At 73.9% G+C, this 22,080-nt stretch carries 21 protein-coding genes; 10 read left to right on the top strand and 11 right to left on the bottom strand.

Translation table 11 applies throughout. From position 1 onward, the window contains the following. Nucleotides 1-49: 49 nt before the first annotated feature. On the bottom strand, nucleotides 50-844 hold the full coding sequence (locus tag ACIA6T_RS20640; RefSeq protein WP_399447912.1) for a glutamate racemase: 795 nt from the start codon (nucleotides 842-844) through the stop codon (nucleotides 50-52). A gap of 16 nt (nucleotides 845-860) precedes the next feature. Between ACIA6T_RS20640 and ACIA6T_RS20635 the strand changes: the two genes are divergently transcribed. Next, on the top strand, nucleotides 861-2,078 hold the full coding sequence (locus ACIA6T_RS20635) for a glycosyltransferase (protein WP_399447911.1): 1,218 nt from the start codon (nucleotides 861-863) through the stop codon (nucleotides 2,076-2,078). Nucleotides 2,079-2,090: 12 nt separating this feature from the next. Here ACIA6T_RS20635 and ACIA6T_RS20630 read toward each other — a convergent pair whose 3' ends face one another. Beyond that, complete coding sequence (locus ACIA6T_RS20630; protein ID WP_399447910.1) at nucleotides 2,091-3,368, bottom strand: TerD family protein; 1,278 nt, start codon at nucleotides 3,366-3,368, stop codon at nucleotides 2,091-2,093. A 295-nt stretch (nucleotides 3,369-3,663) separates the two neighbouring features. Between ACIA6T_RS20630 and ACIA6T_RS20625 the strand changes: the two genes are divergently transcribed. The 3 genes from ACIA6T_RS20625 to ACIA6T_RS20615 all read left to right on the top strand — a co-directional run bounded on the left by ACIA6T_RS20625 (nucleotide 3,664) and on the right by ACIA6T_RS20615 (nucleotide 7,650). Further along, nucleotides 3,664-4,092 (top strand): DUF6643 family protein, encoded by a 429-nt coding sequence (locus tag ACIA6T_RS20625; RefSeq protein WP_073934830.1) that lies wholly within the window; start codon nucleotides 3,664-3,666, stop codon nucleotides 4,090-4,092. A gap of 393 nt (nucleotides 4,093-4,485) precedes the next feature. After that, the gene (locus ACIA6T_RS20620) at nucleotides 4,486-5,091 is read left to right on the top strand and encodes a hypothetical protein (protein WP_399447909.1); all 606 of its coding nucleotides are present in this window, start codon (nucleotides 4,486-4,488) and stop codon (nucleotides 5,089-5,091) included. 126 nt (nucleotides 5,092-5,217) lie between these two features. Continuing rightward, complete coding sequence (locus tag ACIA6T_RS20615; protein ID WP_399447908.1) at nucleotides 5,218-7,650, top strand: right-handed parallel beta-helix repeat-containing protein; 2,433 nt, start codon at nucleotides 5,218-5,220, stop codon at nucleotides 7,648-7,650. Here ACIA6T_RS20615 and ACIA6T_RS20610 read toward each other — a convergent pair. Continuing rightward, nucleotides 7,620-9,962 carry a hypothetical protein gene (locus ACIA6T_RS20610; protein ID WP_399447907.1) on the bottom strand — a complete coding sequence of 781 codons (2,343 nt, stop codon included), beginning with the start codon at nucleotides 9,960-9,962 and terminating at the stop codon, nucleotides 7,620-7,622. The genes ACIA6T_RS20615 and ACIA6T_RS20610 overlap by 31 nt on opposite strands. A gap of 287 nt (nucleotides 9,963-10,249) precedes the next feature. Between ACIA6T_RS20610 and ACIA6T_RS20605 the strand changes: the two genes are divergently transcribed. Both ACIA6T_RS20605 and ACIA6T_RS20600 read left to right on the top strand, forming a co-directional pair. After that, nucleotides 10,250-11,098, top strand: a complete 849-nt coding sequence (locus ACIA6T_RS20605) for a DeoR/GlpR family DNA-binding transcription regulator (RefSeq protein WP_085573928.1) — start codon at nucleotides 10,250-10,252, stop codon at nucleotides 11,096-11,098. Nucleotides 11,099-11,151: 53 nt separating this feature from the next. Beyond that, on the top strand, nucleotides 11,152-11,622 hold the full coding sequence (locus ACIA6T_RS20600) for an SRPBCC family protein (RefSeq protein WP_399447906.1): 471 nt from the start codon (nucleotides 11,152-11,154) through the stop codon (nucleotides 11,620-11,622). 3 nt (nucleotides 11,623-11,625) lie between these two features. Here ACIA6T_RS20600 and ACIA6T_RS20595 read toward each other — a convergent pair whose 3' ends face one another. Continuing rightward, on the bottom strand, nucleotides 11,626-12,750 hold the full coding sequence (locus ACIA6T_RS20595) for a PLP-dependent cysteine synthase family protein (RefSeq protein ID WP_399447905.1): 1,125 nt from the start codon (nucleotides 12,748-12,750) through the stop codon (nucleotides 11,626-11,628). Between the two features lie 332 nt (nucleotides 12,751-13,082). Between ACIA6T_RS20595 and ACIA6T_RS20590 the strand changes: the two genes are divergently transcribed. Both ACIA6T_RS20590 and ACIA6T_RS20585 read left to right on the top strand, forming a co-directional pair. Beyond that, nucleotides 13,083-13,406 carry a hypothetical protein gene (locus tag ACIA6T_RS20590; protein ID WP_399447904.1) on the top strand — a complete coding sequence of 108 codons (324 nt, stop codon included), beginning with the start codon at nucleotides 13,083-13,085 and terminating at the stop codon, nucleotides 13,404-13,406. 183 nt (nucleotides 13,407-13,589) lie between these two features. Continuing rightward, on the top strand, nucleotides 13,590-14,135 hold the full coding sequence (locus tag ACIA6T_RS20585; RefSeq protein WP_399447903.1) for an ATP-binding protein: 546 nt from the start codon (nucleotides 13,590-13,592) through the stop codon (nucleotides 14,133-14,135). Between the two features lie 153 nt (nucleotides 14,136-14,288). Here ACIA6T_RS20585 and ACIA6T_RS20580 read toward each other — a convergent pair whose 3' ends face one another. The 5 genes from ACIA6T_RS20580 to ACIA6T_RS20560 all read right to left on the bottom strand — a co-directional run bounded on the left by ACIA6T_RS20580 (nucleotide 14,289) and on the right by ACIA6T_RS20560 (nucleotide 18,102). After that, the gene (locus ACIA6T_RS20580; RefSeq protein WP_399447902.1) at nucleotides 14,289-14,576 is read right to left on the bottom strand and encodes an SHOCT domain-containing protein; all 288 of its coding nucleotides are present in this window, start codon (nucleotides 14,574-14,576) and stop codon (nucleotides 14,289-14,291) included. Nucleotides 14,577-14,792: 216 nt separating this feature from the next. Next, complete coding sequence (locus ACIA6T_RS20575; RefSeq protein ID WP_399447901.1) at nucleotides 14,793-15,215, bottom strand: PPOX class F420-dependent oxidoreductase; 423 nt, start codon at nucleotides 15,213-15,215, stop codon at nucleotides 14,793-14,795. A 32-nt stretch (nucleotides 15,216-15,247) separates the two neighbouring features. Then, nucleotides 15,248-16,138 carry an NAD(P)-dependent oxidoreductase gene (locus tag ACIA6T_RS20570; RefSeq protein WP_399447900.1) on the bottom strand — a complete coding sequence of 297 codons (891 nt, stop codon included), beginning with the start codon at nucleotides 16,136-16,138 and terminating at the stop codon, nucleotides 15,248-15,250. A gap of 37 nt (nucleotides 16,139-16,175) precedes the next feature. Continuing rightward, entirely contained in the window at nucleotides 16,176-17,414 is a 1,239-nt protein-coding gene (locus ACIA6T_RS20565) for an ROK family protein (protein WP_381222206.1), read from the bottom strand. A 37-nt stretch (nucleotides 17,415-17,451) separates the two neighbouring features. Next, on the bottom strand, nucleotides 17,452-18,102 hold the full coding sequence (locus tag ACIA6T_RS20560) for an alpha-ketoglutarate-dependent dioxygenase AlkB family protein (RefSeq protein ID WP_399447934.1): 651 nt from the start codon (nucleotides 18,100-18,102) through the stop codon (nucleotides 17,452-17,454). Nucleotides 18,103-18,179: 77 nt separating this feature from the next. Here ACIA6T_RS20560 and ACIA6T_RS20555 point away from each other — a divergent pair, with 77 nt between their 5' ends. Next, nucleotides 18,180-19,313 (top strand): methyltransferase, encoded by a 1,134-nt coding sequence (locus ACIA6T_RS20555; RefSeq protein ID WP_399447899.1) that lies wholly within the window; start codon nucleotides 18,180-18,182, stop codon nucleotides 19,311-19,313. A 1-nt stretch (nucleotide 19,314) separates the two neighbouring features. On the opposite strand, the gene ACIA6T_RS20550 is transcribed toward ACIA6T_RS20555, so the two are convergent. Both ACIA6T_RS20550 and ACIA6T_RS20545 read right to left on the bottom strand, forming a co-directional pair. Continuing rightward, on the bottom strand, nucleotides 19,315-20,181 hold the full coding sequence (locus tag ACIA6T_RS20550) for a ketose-bisphosphate aldolase (RefSeq protein ID WP_399447898.1): 867 nt from the start codon (nucleotides 20,179-20,181) through the stop codon (nucleotides 19,315-19,317). Between the two features lie 40 nt (nucleotides 20,182-20,221). Then, entirely contained in the window at nucleotides 20,222-21,103 is an 882-nt protein-coding gene (locus ACIA6T_RS20545; protein ID WP_399447897.1) for an SIS domain-containing protein, read from the bottom strand. A 137-nt stretch (nucleotides 21,104-21,240) separates the two neighbouring features. Between ACIA6T_RS20545 and ACIA6T_RS20540 the strand changes: the two genes are divergently transcribed. Further along, nucleotides 21,241-22,020 carry a DeoR/GlpR family DNA-binding transcription regulator gene (locus tag ACIA6T_RS20540; RefSeq protein ID WP_399447933.1) on the top strand — a complete coding sequence of 260 codons (780 nt, stop codon included), beginning with the start codon at nucleotides 21,241-21,243 and terminating at the stop codon, nucleotides 22,018-22,020. The last annotated feature ends 60 nt before the right edge of the window (nucleotides 22,021-22,080 follow it).

Genomic DNA, 22,080 nt, shown 5'->3' with positions numbered 1-22,080 from the left:
GAATCGAGGTTACTCAGAATCCGCTCCGCGGGTACCGCGTGGCGCAGCGTTACTGGGCCGTCCGGGCGACAGCGGCATGCCGCAGCAGTCGGCCCTCCGCGTAGGTGAGGGCGGCCGTGGGCAGCGCGCCCTCGCGTCCGCTCAGCAGCACCGTCAGGGTGCCGCTCGCCGGCGCCTGGGGGGCGGGCCGCTCACCGAGGCGGCGCAGGGCCTGGGCGGCCACCGCTCCGGCGGAGCCGTGCAGGGCGAGCGGCGGGCGGCCGGGGCCCTGCACGGCGGCCCGGATGCGCTCGGCGACCAGTTCGTAATGGGTGCAGCCCAGGACGACGGTCGCCACATCGTCCGGGGTCAGCTCGGCGGCAGCGGCGACGGCGGCGTCGATCGCCGTCTCGTCCGCGCGCTCCACGGCCTCGGCGAGCCCCCGGCACGGCACCTCGGTGACGGCGACGCCGTCGGCGAAGTTCTCGATCAGGTCCCGCTGGTAGGGGCTGCCGGTCGTGGCCGGTGTGGCCCAGATCGCCAGCGGTCCGCCGCCGGCCGCGGCCGGTTTGATCGCCGGGACGGTGCCGATGACCGGCAGGCCGGGCTCGAGGCGGGCGCGCAGGGCGGTGAGGGCGTGCACCGTGGCGGTGTTGCAGCCGACGATCAGCGCGTCGGGCCGGTGCGCGGCCGCCGCCTCGGCGACGGCGAGGGCGCGTCCGGTGAGGTCCTCCGGGGTCCTGGGTCCCCAGGGCATGCCGTCGGGGTCGAGGGAGAGGACGAGATCGGCGTCGGGGCGCAGGCGCCGCACCGCGGCGGTGGCCGCCAGCAGGCCGATTCCGGAGTCCATGAGCGCGATCTTCACCCGGCCACGATAGACGATGAGCCGCTTCGGGCTCCTGCCGTGGGGCAGACTGCGGCAGGTGAGCGCCATCGTGTGGAGTGCCGCCGGATCACTCGCCGCCTGGGGGTGGCTGCTGTTCTGCCAGGGCTTCTTCTGGCGTACGGATGTGCGACTCCCGCCGTCCCGCGACCCGGAGACCTGGCCGCCGGTGTGTGTCGTGGTCCCCGCACGTGACGAGGCGGCGGTGCTGCCCGCGAGCCTGCCCTCGCTGCTCGCCCAGGACTATCCGGGCCGGGCCGAGGTCTTCCTCGTCGACGACGGCAGCACGGACGGCACCGGGGAGCTGGCGCGGGAGCTCGCGGACCGGCACGGCGGGCTGCCGCTCACGGTGGGCTCTCCGGGCGAGCCGCCCGCCGGCTGGACCGGCAAGCTGTGGGCGGTGCGGCACGGCATGGGACTGGCACGCGCGCGTGACCCCGAGTACCTGCTGCTGACGGACGCCGACATCGCGCACGCCCCGGACAGTCTGCGCCGGCTGGTGGCGGCGGCCCGTACCGGAGGGTTCGACATCGTGTCGCAGATGGCCCGGCTGCGGGTGGCGAGCCTGTGGGAACGCCTGGTCGTACCGGCGTTCGTCTACTTCTTCGCGCAGCTGTACCCGTTCCGCCGGATCGGGCGGGAGGGGACCCGTACGGCCGCCGCGGCGGGCGGCTGTGTGCTGCTGCGCACCGAGGCGGCCGAGCGGGCGAGGGTCCCGGACGCGATCCGGCAGGCCGTCATCGACGACGTGGCGCTCGCCCGCGCGGTGAAGCGGAGCGGCGGGCGGGTCTGGCTGGGGCTCGCGGACCGGGTGGACAGCGTGCGCCCGTATCCGCGGCTGCGCGATCTGTGGCGCATGGTGTCGCGGAGCGCGTACGCGCAGCTGAGGCACAGCCCGGTGGTGCTGGCCGGTACGGTCGCCGGGCTGGCGCTGGTGTACCTGGTGCCGCCCGTCGCGGTGGTCGCGGGCGCGGTGACGGGGAACGGGGTGGCGGCGGTCCTCGGCGCGGCGGCCTGGCTGGTGATGTCGGGGACGTACGTGCCGGTGCTCCGGTACTACCGGCAGCCGCTGTGGCTCGCTCCCCTGCTGCCGTTCACCGCGGCGCTGTACCTGCTGATGACGGTGGACTCGGCGGTGCAGCATCACCGGGGGCGCGGTGCGGCCTGGAAGGGCCGCACCTACGCACGTCCGGACGCCGTGCCCGACGAGGGCTGACCACGCGTCACCTCACTTGCGGCCGGGGGTCCAGTTCATGCCCCACCCGTAGGCGTGGTCGACGGTGCGCTGGGGGCTCACTCCGCGTTCGGGGACCAGGTAGCGGGCCTCGCGCTGGACGACGAGTTCGCCGCCGCCGGTGTTGGTGATCAGGGCGAGCGCGCACACCGTCGAGGGGACGGTGCACTCGTCGAGGGAGAAGTCGATCGGCGCGCCGTGCTGCGGCCTGAGCGTGACCGTGGCGTGCAGGTCGGCGAAGGAGCGGGCGCCCTCGTAGATGGTGACGAAGACGAGGACGCGCCGGAGGAGGTGCTTGTGGTCGAGGTTGACGGTGAGGTTCTCGCCGCCGGTCACGGCACCGGTGCGGTCGTCGCCGTCCAGGTGGACGAAGGGGGGCTGGTGCAGTGCCCCGAAGGCGTTGCCGAGGGCCTGGACGACGCCCTTGCGTCCGTCGGTGAGTTCGTACAGGGCGCACAGGTCGAGGTCGAGGTCGGAGTGCGTGGCGACCGGACGGCCCAGCTTGCCGGCCCAGCCCGAGAACTGCTTGCGGATCTCCCAGTTGAGGTTCACGTGCAGGGCGCCCGACGTGCCGCCCTGCTTGGTGAGGGAGACGGAGGGGGCCGCCTTGGTGAGCGTCACCTTCGTCAGCCGGACCGGCGCGGGGGGCGCGGACGGCGACGGGGGCGGTGCGACCGGAGGGGGCACGGTGACCGGGGGCGCGACGGGCGGCACCGGGGCCGCGGGGGCGGCGGGCGCCGCGGGGGCGTGCTGCGGCTCGTCCACCGTGATGCCGTAGTCGGTGGCGAGGCCCTCGAGTCCGCTGCTGTAGCCCTGGCCGACGGCGCGGAACTTCCAGGCGCCCTGGCGCCGGTAGAACTCGCCGAGCACGAACGCCGTCTCGGTGGTCGCGCCCGTGCTGTCGAAGCGGGCCGCCACGGTGCCGTTCGCGGCGTCCTTGACCTCGATGTACAGGTCCTGGACCTGTCCGAACGTACCGCCGTCGCAGGAGGCGGCCAGGAGCACCGTCCCGATGCCGGGCTCCACGCGCGTGAGGTCGACGAGCAGGGTGTCGGTGACCCGCCCTCCCGCGTCCCGCTTGCCCTCGTGGCGCACGGCGCCGGAGGCGTGGGCGGGCTGGTTGTAGAAGACGAAGTCGTCGTCGGAGCGGACCTTCCCGCCGGCCAGCAGGAGGGCCGAGGCGTCCGCGTCGGGTACGCCGGGGCCGGAGCGCCGGCCCACGTCCACCCGCAGCGCCGTCGTCGGCACCGGTGTGTTGGATCCCTTCGGCATTGACATGTCCGCCCCCATCACGGGTCGCCGCGCCGGGCCGGGACCCGGCATCCGTCGGTGTTCGTGCGCACAACTTATTCCCCCGCGCGGGGAACTCCCATGAGGAGTGCGCGGGAAGCGGTGGCCAACCGCCGGTAACCCGCCCGGAACTCGGCCTTTACACGAAATACGCCTGCCGATGTGCCCGTTTTCCACAAGTTCGCTCGTATTGGGGATCCCCAGTCACGCCGGGCACGGAAAACAACCCTCTTATCGGTCTCCCCAACCAGCACATCGTGGGCTTAACTTATGTGCCATGACCTCCCCCCGCTCCACTTATGGCGGCGGCTACTACTCCGCTGCCTTCCCGGACACCCCGATCTACGACTCGCTCGTGGCCGAGCGGGGTACCCCGCAGATCGCCCCGATCCGGGTCCCCGCCGCGTACGAGGCGCCGGCCAGTCATCTGCCCGCCCTCCCCTCGGCGTTGCCCGCCCTCCCGGCGGCCCCGTCCCAGCCCTCCTACGGCTACCCGCAGGTGCCGCAGCCCGCCCCGCTCCAGCAGGCGCCCGCGGCGTACATCCCGCAGCAGGCGACCGCGCCGCGCGGCTACCCCGGCCCTCAGCCGCAGCCGCCGCGTCCGGTTCCGCCCGCGGGCTACGAGGCGATGCGCCCCGCGGCTCCGCGGCCGGGTCCCGCTCCCTACCAGGACCCGTACAACAGTCAGCAGTACCGCGGGTACTGAGCCTGCCCGGGGCTGTCGGTGCCGTACGGCACGACGGCCCCGCGGGCGTGCCCGTCCGCACTCGATTCGCCGGAGGCCCCGAGGCCGCTTCCGGCTGTCCCTGGGGAGGGAATCGGACTTCTGCCCTGCCGGGCGGGAAACGCAGTTCCGCCTCGGACAGCGCCGACCGCCGCGCTTCGTACGGGGCGCCGTCGGGCTTCGTACAGGACGCCGCCGGGCTTCTGACCGGCGGCGTCCCGCTGTCCGCGGCGGGAACGCCGGCATCGGCGCCGTCGTGGAGGTCCGCGGCTGTGCGGTTCCCGTCGCGAGCGCGGGAACCGGGCCCCGGGCTCGCGCGTTGGCCTTTCATGAGAGATCCGTGAAAGGACCCGCGGGGGGAAGGGGGCGCGGACCGTGCGAGCGATCAGCGGACTCTGGCGCTGGCGGCACAACCCGTTGTGCCGCGGGACCGACCTGGCCGAGGCATGGGTGGCGTTCACGGCACTGCTGCTCGTCCTCGTCGCCGCCCCGGTGGCCGGCGTCCTCGTCGGAGGTGCCGCCCAGGACGCCCTTCAGCGTTCCGTCCGCGCACAGCACCAGTCCCGGCACCTGGTGACGGCCACGGTGGTGCGCGAGCTCGATCCGTCTCCGCCGGCCGGCGACCCGGAGATATCCGCCGGCGGGGATCCGCGCCACCGCGTCCTCGCCCACTGGACCGCGCCGGACGGCACCGAGCGGAGCGGGCCGGTACCGACACGCCTGAAGGACCCCCGGCCGGACGACCGCTTCCGGATATGGACCGACGGGCACGGGAGAACGGTGGCCCGCCCCCTGGACACCGCGACGGCCACGACGCACGCCGTGCTCGCCGGCATCGGCGCCGCCCTGGTGACCGCGGCCCTTGCCGAGGGCTTCAGACGGCTGACCGTCCGGCGCATGGTCCGCCGCCGGTACGCGCGTTGGGACCGGGCATGGGAGAAGGCGGGCCCGGACTGGGGCAGGACCGGAACCGGCAGCTAGGGCCGCGCGTTCGGGCTCTGGTCAACCCGGTGCCCGCGCGCACGCTACGGTGGTCCGGCCGAACCGATCGGCGGCGACACGCGCGCGAACGAGCCACGTACGACAAGGTGGGGGCACAGCTACGCCATGGCACAGGGCACGGTCCAGGTGACGCACACCGGCACATCGAGGTGGCGGCGCCGCACGGGTGAGTACGCATCGCTCGCCGCCGCCCTGGAGGCCGCGGCCGAGGGCGACGTCCTCACCGTCGCTCCCGGAACCTACCGGGAGAACCTCGTCGTGCAGCGGGCGGTGACCCTGCGCGGCCCCGAGGGCTCACCCGGCTCGGTGCGCATCGCGCCCCCGGACGGTGTTCCGCTGACCGTGCGCGCCTCGGCGGTGGTCCAGGACCTGCACGTGGAGGGGCAGGACGCCACCGCCCCGGCCGTGCTGGTCGAGGGGGGCACCCCGGAGCTGCGCGACATACGCGTGGTCACCCGGTCCGCGGCCGGCATCGAGGTGCGCGGCGGCGCCCGGCCCACGGTGCGCCGCTGCACGGTCGACAATCCGGCGGGCGCCGGCATCGCCGTACTGGACGGCGGGGGCGGGGTGTTCGAGGAGTGCGAGGTGGTCGCCGCGGGGCAGGCGGGGGTCACCGTGCACGGCGGCGCCCACCCCCGCCTTGAGCGCTGCCGGGTGCACCACACCTCGGGCTCGGGACTGACCGCGACCGGAGACAACTCGGCGCTGGAGGCGGTGGGTTGCGAGGTCTACGAGGTGCGGGGCAGCGGTGTCCAGGTCACCGGCCGGGCCACCGCGCACCTCACCGACTGCGACGTGCACCGGACGACCGGGGACGGCGTCACGCTCGACACGGACGCGGTGCTGACGCTGGCCGACTGCCGGATCCACGACATCCCGGAGAACGCGGTCGACCTGCGGTCCCGTTCGGTGCTCACCCTGACCCGCACCAGCGTGCGGCGGTTCGGCCGCAACGGTCTGTCGGTGTGGGACCCGGGCACGCGCGTGGACGCCAACCAGTGCGAGATCTTCGACAGCACCGGTGACTACCCCGCGGTGTGGGTGAGCGACGGCGCCACCGCCGTACTGGACTCCTGCCGGGTGCACGACGTGCCGGACGCCCTGTTCGTGCTCGACCGCGGTTCCCGCGCGGACGTCGTCGACAGCGATCTGACGCAGGTGCGCAACACGGCCGTGTCGGTGAGCGACGGCGCCACCGCGCAGCTCGACGACTGCCGGATCCGGGAGGCGGCGACGGGCGCCTGGTTCCGCGACCACGGCAGCGGCGGCACCCTCGACAACTGCTCCCTGGACGGCGTGCAGACCGGCGTGATCGTCACCAAGGGCGCCGACCCGACCGTCGAGCGCTGCACCGTCGACTCCCCCGCCGAGGCCGGTGTCTACGTCTCGGCGGGCGGCCGCGGCACCTTCGTGAGCTGCCGGGTCACGGGCAGCGGCGGCTACGGCTTCCATGTGATCGACGGCAGCCGTACGACGCTGCGGAAGTGCCGTACGGAGCGCTGCGCGCGCGGTGGGTACGAGTTCGCCGAGGGCGACGCGGCGTCCGGTTCGGGCGGTCCCGTCGTGGAGGACTGCACCAGCGACGAGAGCGGGAGCCTGAAGCCGGCGGAGGCACCGGAGCCGGCCGCCGTGCGGACGGTGAGCCACACCACCGGCCTGCTGAGCTCCGTTCCCGCCGCCCGCACGGCCGAGCCGGCACCGCCCGCCCCCGGGCCTGAGCGGGAGGTCCGCGCCTCCAAGGCCGTGCTCGGGGAACTCGACGCGCTGGTGGGCCTGGAGAGCGTCAAGCGCGAGGTGCGCGCCCTCACCGACATGATCGAGGTGGGCCGGCGCCGTCAGCGGGCGGGCCTGAAGGCGGCGTCGGTCAAGCGGCATCTGGTGTTCACCGGCTCCCCCGGCACCGGCAAGACCACCGTGGCCCGCCTGTACGGCGAGATCCTCGCCTCGCTCGGGGTGCTGGAGCAGGGGCATCTGGTCGAGGTGTCCCGGGTCGACCTGGTCGGCGAGCACATCGGCTCCACGGCGATCCGCACCCAGGAGGCGTTCGAGAAGGCGCGCGGCGGTGTGCTGTTCATCGACGAGGCGTACGCGCTCTCCCCGGAGGACGCCGGGCGCGACTTCGGCAAGGAGGCCATCGACACGCTGGTGAAGCTGATGGAGGACCAGCGGGACGCGGTGGTGGTGATCGTGGCCGGCTACACGGCCGAGATGGAGCGGTTCCTGTCGGTCAACCCGGGTGTGGCGTCCCGTTTCTCGCGGACGATCACCTTCGGCGACTACGGCCCCGAGGAGTTGCTGCGGATCGTGCGGCAGCAGGCCGAGGAGCACGAGTACCGGCTGGCGCCGGGCGCCGACGAGGCGGTGCTCGCGTACTTCACCGACATCCCCAAGGGGCCCGCGTTCGGCAACGGGCGCACCGCGCGGCAGACCTTCGAGGCGATGGTCGAGCGGCACGCGAGCCGGGTGGCCCAGCTCGACGAGCCGACCACCGACGACCTGACGCTGCTCTACGCCGAGGACCTGCCCGCGCTGCCCTGAGCGTCATCGGGCTCCCCCACCTGCCGGGGTGCCGGTACGTCCGGCCGCAGGCGGGCGAGCAGCAGGTGCCGTTCCTCGGCGAACGCCGGGTCCGCCTGGTAGTCGGAGTGGCCGAGAATCGGCGAGGGCAGGGGGTGCGCCTCGGTGCGGCCGTAGGCGAGGGGGTCCTGGAGCGCGGGTCGGTCCACGGCGGGGCCGCAGTCGCCGGGCAGCCGCATCGGGCCGCCGATGGGGTCGGTGCGCCGGTAGAGGTTGCGCCAGCAGTCGACCTCCCGGTGCAGGGAGCCGAGCGCGTCCGGTCCGAAGTGGGCGGGGAACCAGCGGCCGTACAGCCGCTCCAGCGGGGAGCCGTAGGTCAGCAGCGCGACGCGTCTGCGGGTGGACGGCGCGAGCTGCCAGGCCGTGGCGGCGGCGAGGACGCTGCCCTGGGAGTGGCCGGAGATCACCAGCCGGCCGCCGGTGGCCCGGGTCCAGGTGGCGATCCGCCAGGTCAGGTCGGGCACCGCGCGCTCGGCGTAGCAGGGCGGTGCGAAGGGGTGCGCGGCGCGCGGCCAGAAGGTGCCGACGTCCCACAGGATGCCGATGGTGCGCCGCGCGGAGGCGTCCTTGTAGGCGCGGCGGCCCGAGGCGACGAGGAGTACGAAGCCGAGTCCGATCAGCCAGGAGCCCAGCGCCTGCGCGGTCTCGGCGGCGCCGTGGACGACGGCGTACGAGCCCCGTGCCGCCTCGCCGGGTGTCTTGTCGGTGGTCAGGGCGCCGACGAGGGCGCCGGCGCCCAGCAGCAGGGTCGCGGCGGAGGTGACGGCGAGGACGCGTGGTGCGCGGTCGGTGAGGGCGGCCATGGCGCGCACGGAGGCGATACGGCGGGTGCGGCCGGGGTCGCCCGTCTCTCCGGGGTACTCGCGTTCCACGGCGGCACGCTCCGCGCGCGCCGTCCGCCAGGCGCGCCGGGCGAGCCGGCCGCACAGCAGCAGCACCAGGACGAGCAGCGGCGGGATCACGGACGCCTGCCAGGTCAGCAGCACGGGCGGGCCGGGGATCGAGGTCCCGGTGCCGTCCAGCCAGTCGGAGACCCGCTGGGAGACACCGCCGGACATGACGCCGCCCAGCGCGCAGGCGAGCATGGCGACCGCCGGTCCGGCCAGGCCCCGTACCGCGGCGCGCCGGTCGGGGTCGGTGCGGTGCAGGCTGTGGGCGACTCCGGCGAGCACGATCACCAGCAGGCCCTGGGCGAGGGCGAGGGCGCCGAAGGTGACGTCGCCCGGCAGCCTGCCCGCCGACTCCCAGCCGGGACGCTCCCACCCGGCGTAGAGCAGGGTGAGGGCGAGCAGGACGAGCGCGGCGAGCGGCAGGTACCGCACCAGGTGCCGGTCGAGTCCGGCGTCCAGCCGGTGTTCGGCGCGGCCCCGTCGGCACACCACCCCCACCACGGCGCACGCCCCGGCGGCCAGCGCCGCCTCCAGGAGCACGCCGAGGACGCCCAGGACGGCCGGGCCGCCCGGCTCGCGGTCGTGGCGGGCGGCGGCGGAGCCGACCGCGGCGGCGACGGTGAGCAGTCCGGCGGCGGTGTGCGCGGCGCGCAGCCGGGCGACCAGGCGCCGGCCGTACCAGAAGCCGGGCCGGCTCAGTGCGGTGCGCCCGCCGTCCTCCTCGGGCTCGGGGTCGTGGGTCATCGGCTGCTGGGACTCGTACGCGCTCCAGGTGCGCAGGGAAAGGAACCACAGCAGGCCGGTGAGGGCGGCCGGCACCAGGGCGGCCAGCGCCAGCCTGCGGCCCGGTGTGCTCCACCAGCCGCCGTCGGACATCCCGGGCGAGAGGAAGCCGAGCCAGGAGTGCCGTTCGGCGCACGCGCGCGTGCCCGCGCACTGCCAGGCGGCCAGGTCGAGGGCGACCTCGCAGGCGGCCGCGACGAGCAGCACCGTCAGGCTGAGTCCGGCCAGCCGCACCAGCAGCCCGTACAGCCGGACCGCGCGCCGGCGGCCGTGGGCGGTGGGGCGCATCCAGTGGGCGAGGTTGACCACCATGAAGGGGAGCAGCAGCAGCCACAGGGCGCGGGTGCCGTTCCCGGAGGTGAGGTTGCACCAGACGTAGGCCTCGGGGACGGGCCCCTCGCGCCGTCCGGCGGGCCGGTGCTCCGCGTCGGCGTCGTCGGCGCGGCGGAACACGGCGGCGATGTCGTCACCGGTGATCCGCACCGTGCGCGGGTCGTCGAGCATCTCCTCGGGGGTGGTGCCGCCCACCCCGTGGACCAGGAGTTCCAGGGCGGTCCCCTCGGTGCCCCCGGCCGGTCCGTTTCGCTGCGCGCTCTTCACTGATTCGCACTTCCCCCGTGACGCCCCGTCGGCTCCGTCCGTGCGGGCACAGGATCTCCCGTGGCGGAACGGCTCGCACCTCTCGTCACGTAATCTCCCCGATCCGTGTGACAGGCAAGCGACATGCGGAACATCAGTGACATGTGCGCGACGAGCCACCGGTGACGCCGGGCGGGGCACGGCATGCGAGGATGGGACGTCCGCGCACCGATGACGGTCGGGAACCTGCTCGTCGCGGAGGGTGCGGGGCGTGTCGGGCGGTTTGCGGCGAAAGGACCGGAGCGTACGTGAGCGAGAATCAGAACCTGCTCGCGGAGCAGCGGCGCACCCTGATCCTCGACGAGGTCCGGCGCCGGGGCGGGGTCCGGGTCAACGAGCTGACCCGCAAGCTCGGCGTGTCGGACATGACGGTCCGCCGCGACCTCGACGCGCTGGCCCGGCAGGGCGTGCTGGAGAAGGTGCACGGCGGCGCGGTCCCGGTGGTGGAGGCGAGCACGCACGAGCCCGGCTTCGAGGCCAAGTCGGGCCTGGAGCCGACCGCCAAGGAGGACATCGCGCGGGCGGCGGCCGAACTGGTCTCCCCCGGCGCGGCGATCGCGCTCTCGGGCGGTACGACGACCTTCGCGCTGGCGCACCGGCTGCTCGACGTTCCCGACCTCACGGTGGTCACCAACTCGGTGCGGGTGGCCGATGTGTTCCACGCGGCGCAGCGCACGTCGGGGACCCGGCAGGGCGCGGCCACGGTCGTTCTGACCGGCGGGGTGCGCACGCCGTCCGACTCGCTGGTGGGGCCGGTGGCCGACCAGGCGATCGCGGCGCTCCACTTCGATCTGCTGTTCCTCGGGGTGCACGGCATATCGGTGGAGGCGGGGCTGTCGACGCCGAACCTCGCGGAGGCGGAGACCAACCGGCGTCTGGTGCAGTCGGCCCGGCGGGTGGTCGTGGTCGCCGACCACACCAAGTGGGGCACGGTGGGGTTGAGTTCGTTCGCGTCCCTGGAGCAGGTCGACACCCTGGTGACGGATTCCGGGCTGCCCGCGGGGGCGCGCGCGGAGGTGTCCGAGCATCTGCGGCGGCTGGTCGTGGCGGGCGAACCCGCGGAAGACGCGGAGACCTCGGAGGCCGCGGACATCTGACGGCCCGGCAGCCGACCGCCGGGGCCGGGGAACTCGTCGAAGGGGACACGCCCATGGCCCACCGTCTGCGCCCCGTGGGACACGAGTTCGTCCGGGCGGCGCCCGTACGCCTGGTCTTCGGGCGGGAGACCGCCGCCGCGCCGGAACGGGTGTACCGCGCGCTCGCCGAGGACGTGACCGGCTGGACGGAGTGGTTCGGGGCGGTCACGCTCTCCCGCCCCCTCGACGGCGGCGCGGGGCGTGAGATCCGGCTCCGGGGCGGCACCCGGTTCCGCGAGACGGTCCTCGTGGCCGAGGAGCCCGGTGTGTACGCCTACCGCGTCGACGTGACGAACGCGCCGGGCGCCCGTGCCATGGCCGAGGAGTGGCGGCTCGCCCCCGCCGGGACGGGCACGCGGGTGCGGTGGACGTTCGCGGCCGACGGCACCGCACCCTTCCGGCTCGCGCCGAGGGCCGCCCGGCCGGGGCTGGATCGGGCGTTCCGCTCCGCGGTGACCTCGCTGGACCGCAGGCTCGCGGGATAGCTCTCAGCCGGGCCAGACGCCGGTCCGCAGCAGGGACTCGATCGCCGCCGTGTACGGCGCGATGTCCAGGCCCTGTCCGTCCAGCCAGGCGTCCGAGTAGTACTTGTCCAGGTACCGGTCCCCCGGGTCGCACAGCAGCGTCACCACGCTTCCCCGCCGCCCGTCCGCCACCATCTCCGCGACGATCTTGAGCGCGCTCCACAGCCCGGTGCCGGTGGAGCCGCCCGCCTTGCGGCCGATGACCCGCTCCAGGGCCCGCACCGCGGCGACACTGGCCGCGTCGGGCACCTTCATCATCCGGTCGATCGCGCCGGGCACGAAGCTCGGCTCCATACGGGGCCGGCCGATGCCCTCGATACGGGAGCCGCGGTCGCAGGCGACGCCCGGATCGCCGGTGGTCCAGCCCTGGAAGAAACACGAGTTCTCCGGGTCGGCGACACAGACGCGGGTGTCGTACTGCATGTAGTGGACGTAGCGCGCGAGGGTCGCCGAGGTGCCGCCGGTGCCGGCCGTGGCGACGATCCACGCGGGTTCCGGGAACCGCTCCGACTCCATCTGGCGGAAGATCGATTCAGCGATGTTGTTGTTGCCCCGCCAGTCGGTGGCCCGCTCGGCGTAGGTGAACTGGTCCATGTAGTGGCCGCCGGTCTCCGCCGCGAGGGCGGCGGACGCCTCGTACATCGTGCGGGGGTCGTCCACGAAATGGCACCGACCGCCGTGGAACTCGATCAGGCGGCACTTCTCGGCGCTCGTCGTGCGCGGCATGACGGCGATGAAGGGCACGCCGATCAGCTTCGCGAAGTACGCCTCCGACACGGCCGTGGAACCGCTGGACGCCTCGATCACCGGGCGGTCCGGGCGGATCCAGCCATTGCACAGCCCGTAGAGGAAGAGCGAACGGGCCAGCCGGTGCTTGAGGCTGCCGGTCGGGTGGGTCGACTCGTCCTTCAGGTAGAGGTCGATGCCCCACCGTTCGGGCAGCGGGAAGCGCAGCAGATGGGTGTCGGCCGAGCGGTTGGCGTCGGCCTGCACCCTGCGCACGGCCTCTTTCAGCCAGGCCCGGTAGGCGGCGTCGCTGTGGTCGACGTCGAGGGTGGCACCGGTCAGGGTCTGTCGGGGAGTGCTCACGGCAGGGCTCCTTACGCTGAGCGCCGACGGCGTCCCGCGCGGCCGGTACTCCGATCATAAGCATCATTCGCACCACCTCCCACCTGCATAAACACTCCTTTGAGCCACTCAAAGGCACCCCTGGGGCGCGCAGCGTGGCGACAGGGGGGCGCATTGGCGCGAGTGCACCCCGAGCCCGGGGAACGGTGGTGTGCGCACTGGTGCTCGGCGGCGGGTGCGGGCAGACTGCACCGGCGTGAGCAGGGCCCCGTACGGGGGCACACTGGAGCTGGGCAGGAGCCGGCCCGTGGAGCACGGTCCGGCACACCGACGCGCACAAGGGGGCGGGTGGCATGGCGGAGCCGGAGTTCACGGCCACGGGCGTGCGGATCGGCAAGCGGCTGCGTTCGCTCACCCGGGCCGGCCAGGTCCGGATCAGCGAAGGCCGGCTGGAGCTGCTCACCAGCTACGGCAGCGAGATCGACAGCGCGCCGGTGCAGGCGGTACGGGCGTCCAGGCCCTGGTTCGCGCCCGAGGACCGGGCGCTCGCGGACCTCAACGGCAACCGGTACTCGCTGACCCTGGGCGATCACGACCCCGCGCCGGGTGAACCCGGCCCGCCCGCCGCCAGCCGTTTCATCGAGGCCGTGCGCCGGGCGTCGGGGCGCGACGCCTGAGATGTCCGTGACTTGCGTCACTTCGCCTCGTACGTCACGCTGGTCTCACGTCACTCTGGGTTTACCGGCGATAACGCTGCGAACCAGCCCGCCGGCCACGACAGCAGGCGGCAGTGTCACGCAGGCGCCCTGCTGGATCCGTCTTCCGTGTTCTTCCGGACCTCACGTCGGGGAGTCGCAGCCGTGATCACTCACCCAAGCAGGCACTGCGCGGTGGAGCTCCAAGCTCTGCCGTCGCGGATCGGCCAAGTCCGCAGAATCGTATCTGCACAGTTGCGCTACTGGCATATGGACTCGTTGATAGACCGGGCATCGCTCGGTGTGACGGAGTTGTTGTCCAACGTCCACCGGCACGCCCAGCCCGACAAGACCTGCACCGTCGAGATCGAGCTGCTGCTCGACCGGCTCAAGGTGTCGGTGCACGACCACGACCCGCGCCTGCCGGTCATGGCGGACGCGAGCCCGCTCGCCACGTGCGGGCGCGGGCTGGCGATGGTCGCCGCGATGAGCGAGAGCTGGGGCGCGGTGCCGGACGGCGAGTCCGGCAAGATCGTGTGGTTCACCCTACCGACACCGTCCGCGACCGCCGTGCCCGCCTGGGACCGGCAACCGCGGATCACGGCCGGCGAGCCCGCCGGCCACCGCTTCGCGGAGGTCGCCCTCGTGGAGCACACCACCGGGGACCACCACGCCGAACGGCCCCCCGCCCGCTCCACCGTCCCCGGCTGACACTGCCGACCGGCGGGTCGGCGGGTCGGCGGGTCGGCGGGTCGGCGGGGAGCCGGTGGCTCCCCGCCCGGCGCACCTCACCGAGAACATCGCCGCCGGGGTGTGAGCCGCGTCCGTGCCCGGGGCGGAGCGGGGGTGAGGCGTCTCAGGCCGTCATCGCGTGCCGCCCTTGCCGGGCCGGCCGAACCGCTCGTCCAGGACGGACAGCCGCCGCCAGTACTCGTCCTCGTCGATCTCGCCGGAGGCGAAGCGGTGGCCGAGCACCGCGATGGGCGAGGTGTCCTCCACCGCGGGCCGTCCGGGACCGGACCCACGGCGTCCGCACCACACCGTGCGGCGCAGCAGGGCGATGCCGCCGCCGATGACCAGGGCCCAGATCACGGGGAGGAACAGGATCCACGGGCCGGGCCCGCCGTCGCCGAAGTGCGCCAGGGTCTGCATGGTCGTCCATCTCCTCGGATGCGCTGTCTCGTCGCTCCTTGTGCGACATCTCCGAGCGTCGTCCCGCGAGGGGTGCCGGGGCGTCGTACGACCGGCGGCACTGTGCGTACCTCGCGGGGAGTACGCGGACGGCCGCGTCGACTTCCTTGGAGGAAAGGCCCGGCAAGAGATGCGGAACGCACCCTCGCCGGGAATCCCGGCCGGGCGTGCCGGTGGTCAGCCGCCCGCCTGGTCGCTGTCCTTCATCGCGCCCCAGCCGTGCCAGCGCTCGACCTCGAGCCAGCCGCTGACCCTCGCCCGCCCCCGGTCCGGGTACGGGTTGCCGGTGTAGTGGCGGGAGAGGCGGTCGATGTCGGCCAGGTCCTCGTCGTCGTAGATCTCGGTCACCCGGCCGAGCAGGGTGACATGGGTGTACCAGTCGTCGCCGGCCAGGACCGTGAGGGTGACGCGGGGGTCGCGGCGGACGTGCTTCAGGCGTACCCGGCCCTCGTCGAAGTTGATCAGCGCGCGGCCGTCCTCCCACAGGTACCAGGTGGGGGTGGACACGGGCGCGCCGTCGGAGCGCAGCGTGGCCATGACGCAGGGGTTGGCCTTGCGCAGCAGGTCTTGTGCCTCGGGGGGAAGCGGGGGCTTGGACACTACGGACTCCTTCGTGCTCGCGGCTCGGCCGGTCAGGTGGTGGGGTCGTCGTCGAAGCTGGCGTAGTAGGCGGCGGCCATGTCCTCGTCGCCGTGGCCCCGGGCGTCGGCCCGCTCGAACCGTTCGGCGCTCGCGGCGGCCACGTCCAGGCGGACGCCGTGCTGCTCACCGGCCCGCACGATCAGTCTGGCGTCCTTCGCCGCGGTCGTCACGGCGAACTGGGCCGGGGTCAGCCGCTCGTCGAGGATCATCCCGGCCTTGGCGTGCAGGTAACCCATGTCGAGCGGACCGCCGGCGATGAGGTCGAAGAAGCCGTCCGGTGCGACGTCGAGGGCCTTGGCCAGGGCGAGGGCCTCACCGGCGGCGGTGGTCGCGGCGAGCACCCAGCTGTTGGCGACCAGCTTCAGGCGGGTCGCGCCGGCCGTGGCCCCGTCCTCCCCGGCCCACACGGTGCGGGCGCCGACCGCGTCGAACACCGGTGCCACCCTGTCCCGGCCCTCGACCGGTCCGGCGGCGAGGACGGTGAGCTGTCCGGCCTCGGCGGGCTGACGGGTGCCGAGGACCGGGGCGTCGTAGAAGAGCAGGCCGTGCTCGCGGGCGAAGCCGGCCAGTTCGGCGACGCCCTCGATGCCCGCGGTGGTGGACTGCGCCCAGACGGTTCCGCGGCGCAGGGCGGGGGCGGCCTGACGCATCGTCTCCAGGGTGGCCGGGCCGTCGTACAGCATGGTCAGCACGACATCGGCGGACTCGACCGCCTCGGCGGGGGTGCCGGCGACGTGCGCGCCGTCGGCGGCGAGCGGTTCGGCCTTCGCGCGGGTTCGGTTCCAGGCCCGTACGGTGTGCCCCGCGCGGAGGAGGTTGCGGGCCATCGCCGCGCCCATGATGCCGGTACCCAGGACGCTGACGGTGAGCTTGTCGGTCATGAAGTCGGCTTTCTGTACGTCGGGCGGTCGTCGTCTGTCACACCAGTGCCCCAAGAGGATCGTCCAGCACCGGCTGCCAGGCCAGTTCCGCCGCGCCGACCAGGCTGTTGTGGTCCAGGGTGCAGGGGAGGATGGGGACGCCGCCGCTGCGGCCCCACAGGCTGCGGTCGGCGACGACGGCGCGGAGCCGGTCCGGGTCGGCCTCCAGCAGGGTGCGGTGCAGTCCGCCGAGGATGATCCGGTCCGGGTTGAGGATGTTCACCAGTCCGGCGAGGCCGAGGCCGAGGCGGTCGATGAGGGACTCGGTGGCGGTGCGCACGTCCGGGTCGTCGTACTGGCCGTGGATCAGGTCGTCGGCCTGCTTCAGCAGGGACATCTCGGGGCCCGGCGCGCGGCCCGCCGCGGTGAGCAGGGCCAGCGGGTCCGCCTCGACGTCGAGACAGCCGCGGCTGCCGCAGTGGCAGGGACGGCCCTCGGGGTTGACGGCGAGGTGCCCGACCTCCAGGGCGAGACCCGAACTGCCCGAGTGCAGGCGCCCGTCGAGCACCAGCGCGCCGCCCACCCCGCGGTGGCCGGTGGCCACGCACAGCAGGTCGCGGGAGCCGCGCCCGGCGCCGTGCCGGTGTTCGGCGAGGGCGGCGAGGTTGACGTCGTTGGCCGCGAAGGCGGGCCCGTCCAGGCCGGCCGCGCGCACCTGCTCGGCGAAGATCTCCCGCACCGGGGCGCCCGCCGGCCAGGCCAGGTGCAGGGGGTTGAGGGCCAGCCCCTCCGGTTCGGCCACCGCCGACGGCACGGCGAGCCCGGCGCCCACGCACCGCCGTCCGGTCTCCTCCAGCAGTTCGGCGCCGGCCGCGACGACGGAGCCGAGCACCTTCGCCGGGTCGGCGTCGACGACCTCGCAGCCGGGCGCCGTGGCGACGATACGGCCGCCGAGCCCGACCAGGGCCGCCCGGAAACCGTCGGAGTGCACCTGCGCGGCGAGCGCCACGGGCCCGTCCTCGGCGACCGAGAGCCGGTGCGAGGGGCGCCCCTGCGAACCGGCCGCCGCGCCGGGCCGGGCGTCCACCCGGATCAGCCCGAGCGCCTCCAGTTCGGCGGCGACCGCGCCGGCCGTCGCGCGGGTCACGCCGAGTTCGGCGGTGAGCACCGCGCGGGTCGGCGCGCGTCCGGTGTGCACGAGCTCCAGCGCGGGTCCGAGCGCGCCGCGCCCCCGGTCCAGCCGCGTCCTCGAGGTGGTCCCTTCCCCCGCCGGCCGGGGGTCCGCCTTCCCGCTCATGGAGGCGAGTCTCCCATGATCCGCAACCGGAGGCGGACTACCGACCACTGACCCGCAGCGTGATGTTCAGTCTTCCGGCCAGTCCCAACTCGGGCGGTGCCGTGCCCGCGTGCACCCGGGGAACGCCGTGGTACGCGAGCCGGGAGGGCCCGCCGAAGACGAACAGGTCGCCGCTGCGCAGCTCCACGTCCGTCCAGGGGCGGTTCCGCGTCACCGTGTTGCCGAAGCGGAAGACGCAGGTGTCGCCGAGGCTCAGCGACACCACGGGCGCGTCCGACTCCTCGTCGCTGTCACGGTGCATGCCCATACGGGCGTCGCCGTCGTAGAAGTTGACGAGCGCGATGTCGTACGCGGCACCGCGCGCGGCGTCCGCGCCCAGCGCGTCGGTCACCGCGCGGCGGCCCAGCTCGCCGAGCCGGCCGGGGAAGGGTTTCACCGGGGCGCCGTCACCGTCGACGACGGTGCGGGCGTAGCCGTACGGGTACCAGTGCCACCCGAGGCACACCTGCCGGGCGGTCATGGTGCCGCCGCCGGGCGTGCGGACCGTACGCAGGCCGGCGGGCGGCCGGGCCCACTCCCTGCAAGCTTCCAGCAGCTCACGCTGCGCCCGCGCGTCCAGCCAGTCCGGCACGTGCACCGCGCCGGACGCGATCTCGCTCCGTGCCCGGGGGAACAGCCCGGCGTCCATGCCTCCCATGCCTCCCATCCTGCCGGACGCGCCCTGAGCTGCGGCTGGGCTAGCCTGGTCGGACGATGAACGACCGTATGACGACTGCGTGGGGCGAGCCGGTGCTGGCCAGGTTCCCCGAGGATCCACGGAACAGGCTGCGGGCCTGGGACGCGTCCGACGAATATCTCCTCGGGCATCTCGCCGACCGGCAGGTCCCGCTGTCCGGCGCGGTCGTGGTCGTCGGCGACCGCTGGGGCGCGCTGGTGACGGCGCTCGCCGCGCACCGGCCGACGCAGATCACCGACTCCTGGCTCGGGCAGGAGGCGACCCGCGCGAACCTGGCCCGCAACGGCGCCGAGCCGGGCGCGGTCCGGCTGCTCACCACGCAGGATCCCCCGCCGGCCCGGATCGACGTGCTGCTCGTACGGGTGCCGAAGAGCCTGGCGCTGCTGGAGGACCAGCTGCTGCGGCTGGCGCCGGCGGTGCACGAGGGCACGGTCGTCGTCGGCACCGGCATGGTGAAGGAGATCCACACCTCGACGCTGGACCTCTTCGAGCGGATCCTCGGCCCGACCAGGACCTCGCTCGCCGAGAAGAAGGCCCGGCTGGTCTTCTGCACACCTGACCCCGCGCGGGAGCGTCCCGCGAACCCCTGGCCGTACCGCTACACGCTGCCCGGCGGCATCGGCCCGGTGTCGGGCGCGACGGTCGTCAACCACGCCGGCGTCTTCTGCGCCGACCGCCTCGACATCGGCACCCGGTTCTTCCTGAAGCACCTGCCCGCCGGCAGGGACGGCGGACGGGTGGTGGACCTGGGCTGCGGCAACGGCGTCGTCGGTACGGCGATGGCGCTGGCGGATCCGCGCGCCGAGGTGCTGTTCGTGGACGAGTCGTTCCAGGCTGTGGCGTCCGCGCAGGCCACGTACCGGGAGAACGACGTGCCCGGACACGCCGAGTTCCGGGTCGGCGACGGTCTGTCGGGCGTACCGGCCGACAGCGTCGACCTGGTCCTGAACAACCCGCCCTTCCACTCCCACCAGGCGACCACCGACGCCACGGCCTGGCGCATGTTCACCGGCGCCCGGCGCACCCTGCGCCGGGGCGGCGAACTGTGGGTGATCGGCAACCGCCACCTGGGGTACCACGTGAAGCTGCGACGGCTGTTCGGCAACAGTGAAGTGGTGTCGTCGGACCCGAAGTTCGTGGTCCTGAAGGCCGTGAAGCGGTAGCTCAGGGCTCCGCGGGGGCCGGCCCCAGCACCTCGATGATCGCCGTCACCGCCCGTGTCATCGCCTCCCGGCCCACCGTGAGGTAGCCGCGGGAGTCGACCGCCCCCGGGTGGGCGGTGAGGAACTCCCTGATCGCGCCGGTCATGGCGATGTTCAGGGCCGTTCCCACATTGACCTTGGCGATGCCGCCCGTGACCGCCGCGGCGAGTTCGTCGTCGGGGAGGCCGGAGGAGCCGTGCAGGACGAGGGGGACGTCCAGGGTGGTGGCCAGCCGTTCGAGGAGGGCGTGGTCGAGGGCGGCGGTGCGGGTGGTCATGGCGTGGGTGGTGCCGATGGCGACGGCCAGCGCGTCCACGCCGGAGTCGGCGACGAAGGCGCGGGCCCGGCCGGGGTCGGTACGGGCGCCCGGGGCGTGGGCATCCGGCGCGGCCTGCCCGCCCTTGCCGCCGATCTCACCCAACTCGGCCTCGATCCACAGTCCTTGGGCGTGGGCCCAGTCGACGGCGGCCCGGGTCGCGGCGAGGTTGTCGGCGTAGGGCAGCCGGGCCGCGTCGTACATCACGGAGCCGAATCCGGCGTCCGGGGCCTGGCGCAGCAGGGTGTCGCTCTGTACGTGGTCGAGGTGCAGGGCGACGGGAACGGCGGCGCGTTCGGCGGCGGCGACGGCGGCGCGGGCGAGCGGGAGCAGCCGGCCGTGGCGGAACTTCACGGCGTTCTCGCTGACCTGGAGGACGACGGGGGCGTTCGCCGACTCGGCGCCGGCGATGACGGCCTCGACGTGTTCGAGGGTGATGACGTTGAACGAGGCGACCGCCGAGCGGCGGGCGGCGGCGCGGGTGACGAGCTCGCCGGTGGTGGTGAGGGGCACGGTCCGTCCTCTCCTGCGGAGTTCCGTCCTTTCCGACGGGTCAGGGCCCGAGGACGACCGAGCGGGTGAGGTGGCGGGGCCGGTCGGGGTCCAGGCCGCGGGCCGCGGCGACGGCGACCGCGAGCCGCTGGACGCGGACGAGTTCGGCGAGCGGGTCGAGGGTGCCCTCGATCCACAGCCCGCCGGTGTCCCGCACCTGCCGGGCCAGCCCCTCAGGGGCGTCACCGAACATCCAGGTCGCGGTGGTGGAGGTGGTGATGCTGATGGGTCCGTGCCGGTACTCCATCGCCGGGTAGGCCTCCGTCCAGGCGAGGGCCGCCTCACGCATCTTCAGTGCGGCCTCGTTGGCCAGGCCGACGCTCCAGCCGCGGCCGAGGAAGGTGAACTGGTCGCGGTCCACGAGCCCTTCGGGCAGCGGTTCACGGAGGGCCGTACGCCCGTCCTCGACGACCGCGTCGGAGTGCAGGCCCAGATGGGCGCGGAAAAGGGTGAGGGCCGTGGTGGCGAAGCGGGTCTGGACGACGGAGCGTTCGTCCGCGTAACCGAGGACGACCGTCTCGTCGGCGAGTGACATCACGGGGGTGGCCGGATCGGCGGTGACCGCGGTGGTACGGGTTCCGTCCTTCAACCGGCCCAGCAGGTCGAGGACTTCGGTGGTGGTCCCGGAGCGGGTGAGGGCGACGACACGGTCGTAGGCCCGGTGGTGCGGGAACTCCGAGGCGGCGAAGGCGTCGGTCTCGCCCTGGCCCGCGTTCTCGCGCAGGGCCGCGACCGCCTGCGCCATGAAGTACGACGTCCCGCAGCCGACCACCGCGACCCGCTCCCCCGCTGCCGGCAGCACCGGGGCGTGGGAGGGGGCCTGCGCGGCGGCGCGGCTCCAGCACTCGGGCTGACTGCTCAGTTCGTCCTTGACATGGATCATGCCGCACCCCCGAAGGCTCGATGATTGTTCTTGCAACATTGAGCGAGTTTTCGAGCAAAATCAAGCATCCAATCGAAGGTCGGGTGCGTTAGGGTCACCGAAGACCGAGGGAGACCAAGAGGATGACGGGAGGGCGGATGTCGCGGGACGCCCGCTGGAAGACGCTGCTGGAGCTGCTCGTCGAGCGCGGCCGGCTGGACGTCGAGGAGGCGGCCGGCGAACTGGCGGTGTCGGCCGCGACGATCCGGCGCGACTTCGACCAGCTCGCCGAACAGCAGATGCTGGTGCGCACCCGTGGCGGCGCGGTGGTGCACGGGGTGTCGTACGAGCTGCCGCTGCGCTACAAGACCGCGCGGCACGCCTCCGAGAAGCAGCGCGTCGCGAAGGCGGTGGCGGATCTCGTCGCGCCGGGCGAGGCGGTCGGGCTGACCGGCGGGACGACCACCACGGAGGTGGCGCGGGCACTGGCCGTACGCGGAGACCTCACCTCGGGCTCGCCCGCGCTGACCGTGGTGACGAACGCGCTCAACATCGCCAACGAGCTGGCCGTGCGCCCCCAGTTCAAGATCGTGCTGACCGGCGGGGTGGCGCGGGCCCAGTCGTACGAGCTGGTCGGGCCGCTCGCGGACGGTGTGCTGGGGCAGATCACCCTCGATGCGGCGGTGCTCGGTGTCGTCGCCTTCGACGCCGTGCACGGGGCGGCGGCCCACGACGAGGCGGAGGCGGCGGTCAACCGGCTGCTGTGCGAGCGGGCCGAGCGGGTGATCGTGGCCGCCGACTCCAGCAAACTGGGCCGGCGGGCGTTCGCCCGGATCTGCGCCGCCGAGCAGGTGGACACCCTGGTCACGGACACGGGCGCGGACCCGGAGACGGTACGCCGCTTCGAGGAGGCGGGACTGCGGGTCGTGGTGGCCTGAGCCGGTCCGGCGGAAGCTGCCTAAGCTGGCACATGAGCACGGCGTGCCGGCCCAGGGAGG

Source organism: Streptomyces sp. NPDC051740, from assembly GCF_044453165.1.
GTDB lineage: Bacteria > Actinomycetota > Actinomycetes > Streptomycetales > Streptomycetaceae > Streptomyces > Streptomyces atrovirens.
This window is presented reverse-complemented; position numbering and strand designations above follow the sequence as displayed.

What these genes read in the sequence shown, in the direction of transcription:
- ACIA6T_RS20635 (WP_399447911.1), top strand. Translation starts at nt 861, where the DNA reads ATGAGCCGCTTCGGGCTCCTGCCGTGGGGCAGACTGCGGCAGGTGAGC.
- ACIA6T_RS20630 (WP_399447910.1), bottom strand. Translation starts at nt 3,368, where the DNA reads ATGCCGAAGGGATCCAACACACCGGTGCCGACGACGGCGCTGCGGGTG.
- ACIA6T_RS20625 (WP_073934830.1), top strand. Translation starts at nt 3,664, where the DNA reads ATGACCTCCCCCCGCTCCACTTATGGCGGCGGCTACTACTCCGCTGCC.
- ACIA6T_RS20615 (WP_399447908.1), top strand. Translation starts at nt 5,218, where the DNA reads ATGGCACAGGGCACGGTCCAGGTGACGCACACCGGCACATCGAGGTGG.
- ACIA6T_RS20600 (WP_399447906.1), top strand. Translation starts at nt 11,152, where the DNA reads ATGGCCCACCGTCTGCGCCCCGTGGGACACGAGTTCGTCCGGGCGGCG.
- ACIA6T_RS20590 (WP_399447904.1), top strand. Translation starts at nt 13,083, where the DNA reads ATGGCGGAGCCGGAGTTCACGGCCACGGGCGTGCGGATCGGCAAGCGG.
- ACIA6T_RS20580 (WP_399447902.1), bottom strand. Translation starts at nt 14,576, where the DNA reads ATGCAGACCCTGGCGCACTTCGGCGACGGCGGGCCCGGCCCGTGGATC.
- ACIA6T_RS20570 (WP_399447900.1), bottom strand. Translation starts at nt 16,138, where the DNA reads ATGACCGACAAGCTCACCGTCAGCGTCCTGGGTACCGGCATCATGGGC.
- ACIA6T_RS20565 (WP_381222206.1), bottom strand. Translation starts at nt 17,414, where the DNA reads ATGAGCGGGAAGGCGGACCCCCGGCCGGCGGGGGAAGGGACCACCTCG.
- ACIA6T_RS20560 (WP_399447934.1), bottom strand. Translation starts at nt 18,102, where the DNA reads ATGGACGCCGGGCTGTTCCCCCGGGCACGGAGCGAGATCGCGTCCGGC.
- ACIA6T_RS20555 (WP_399447899.1), top strand. Translation starts at nt 18,180, where the DNA reads ATGACGACTGCGTGGGGCGAGCCGGTGCTGGCCAGGTTCCCCGAGGAT.
- ACIA6T_RS20545 (WP_399447897.1), bottom strand. Translation starts at nt 21,103, where the DNA reads ATGATCCATGTCAAGGACGAACTGAGCAGTCAGCCCGAGTGCTGGAGC.
- ACIA6T_RS20540 (WP_399447933.1), top strand. Translation starts at nt 21,241, where the DNA reads ATGTCGCGGGACGCCCGCTGGAAGACGCTGCTGGAGCTGCTCGTCGAG.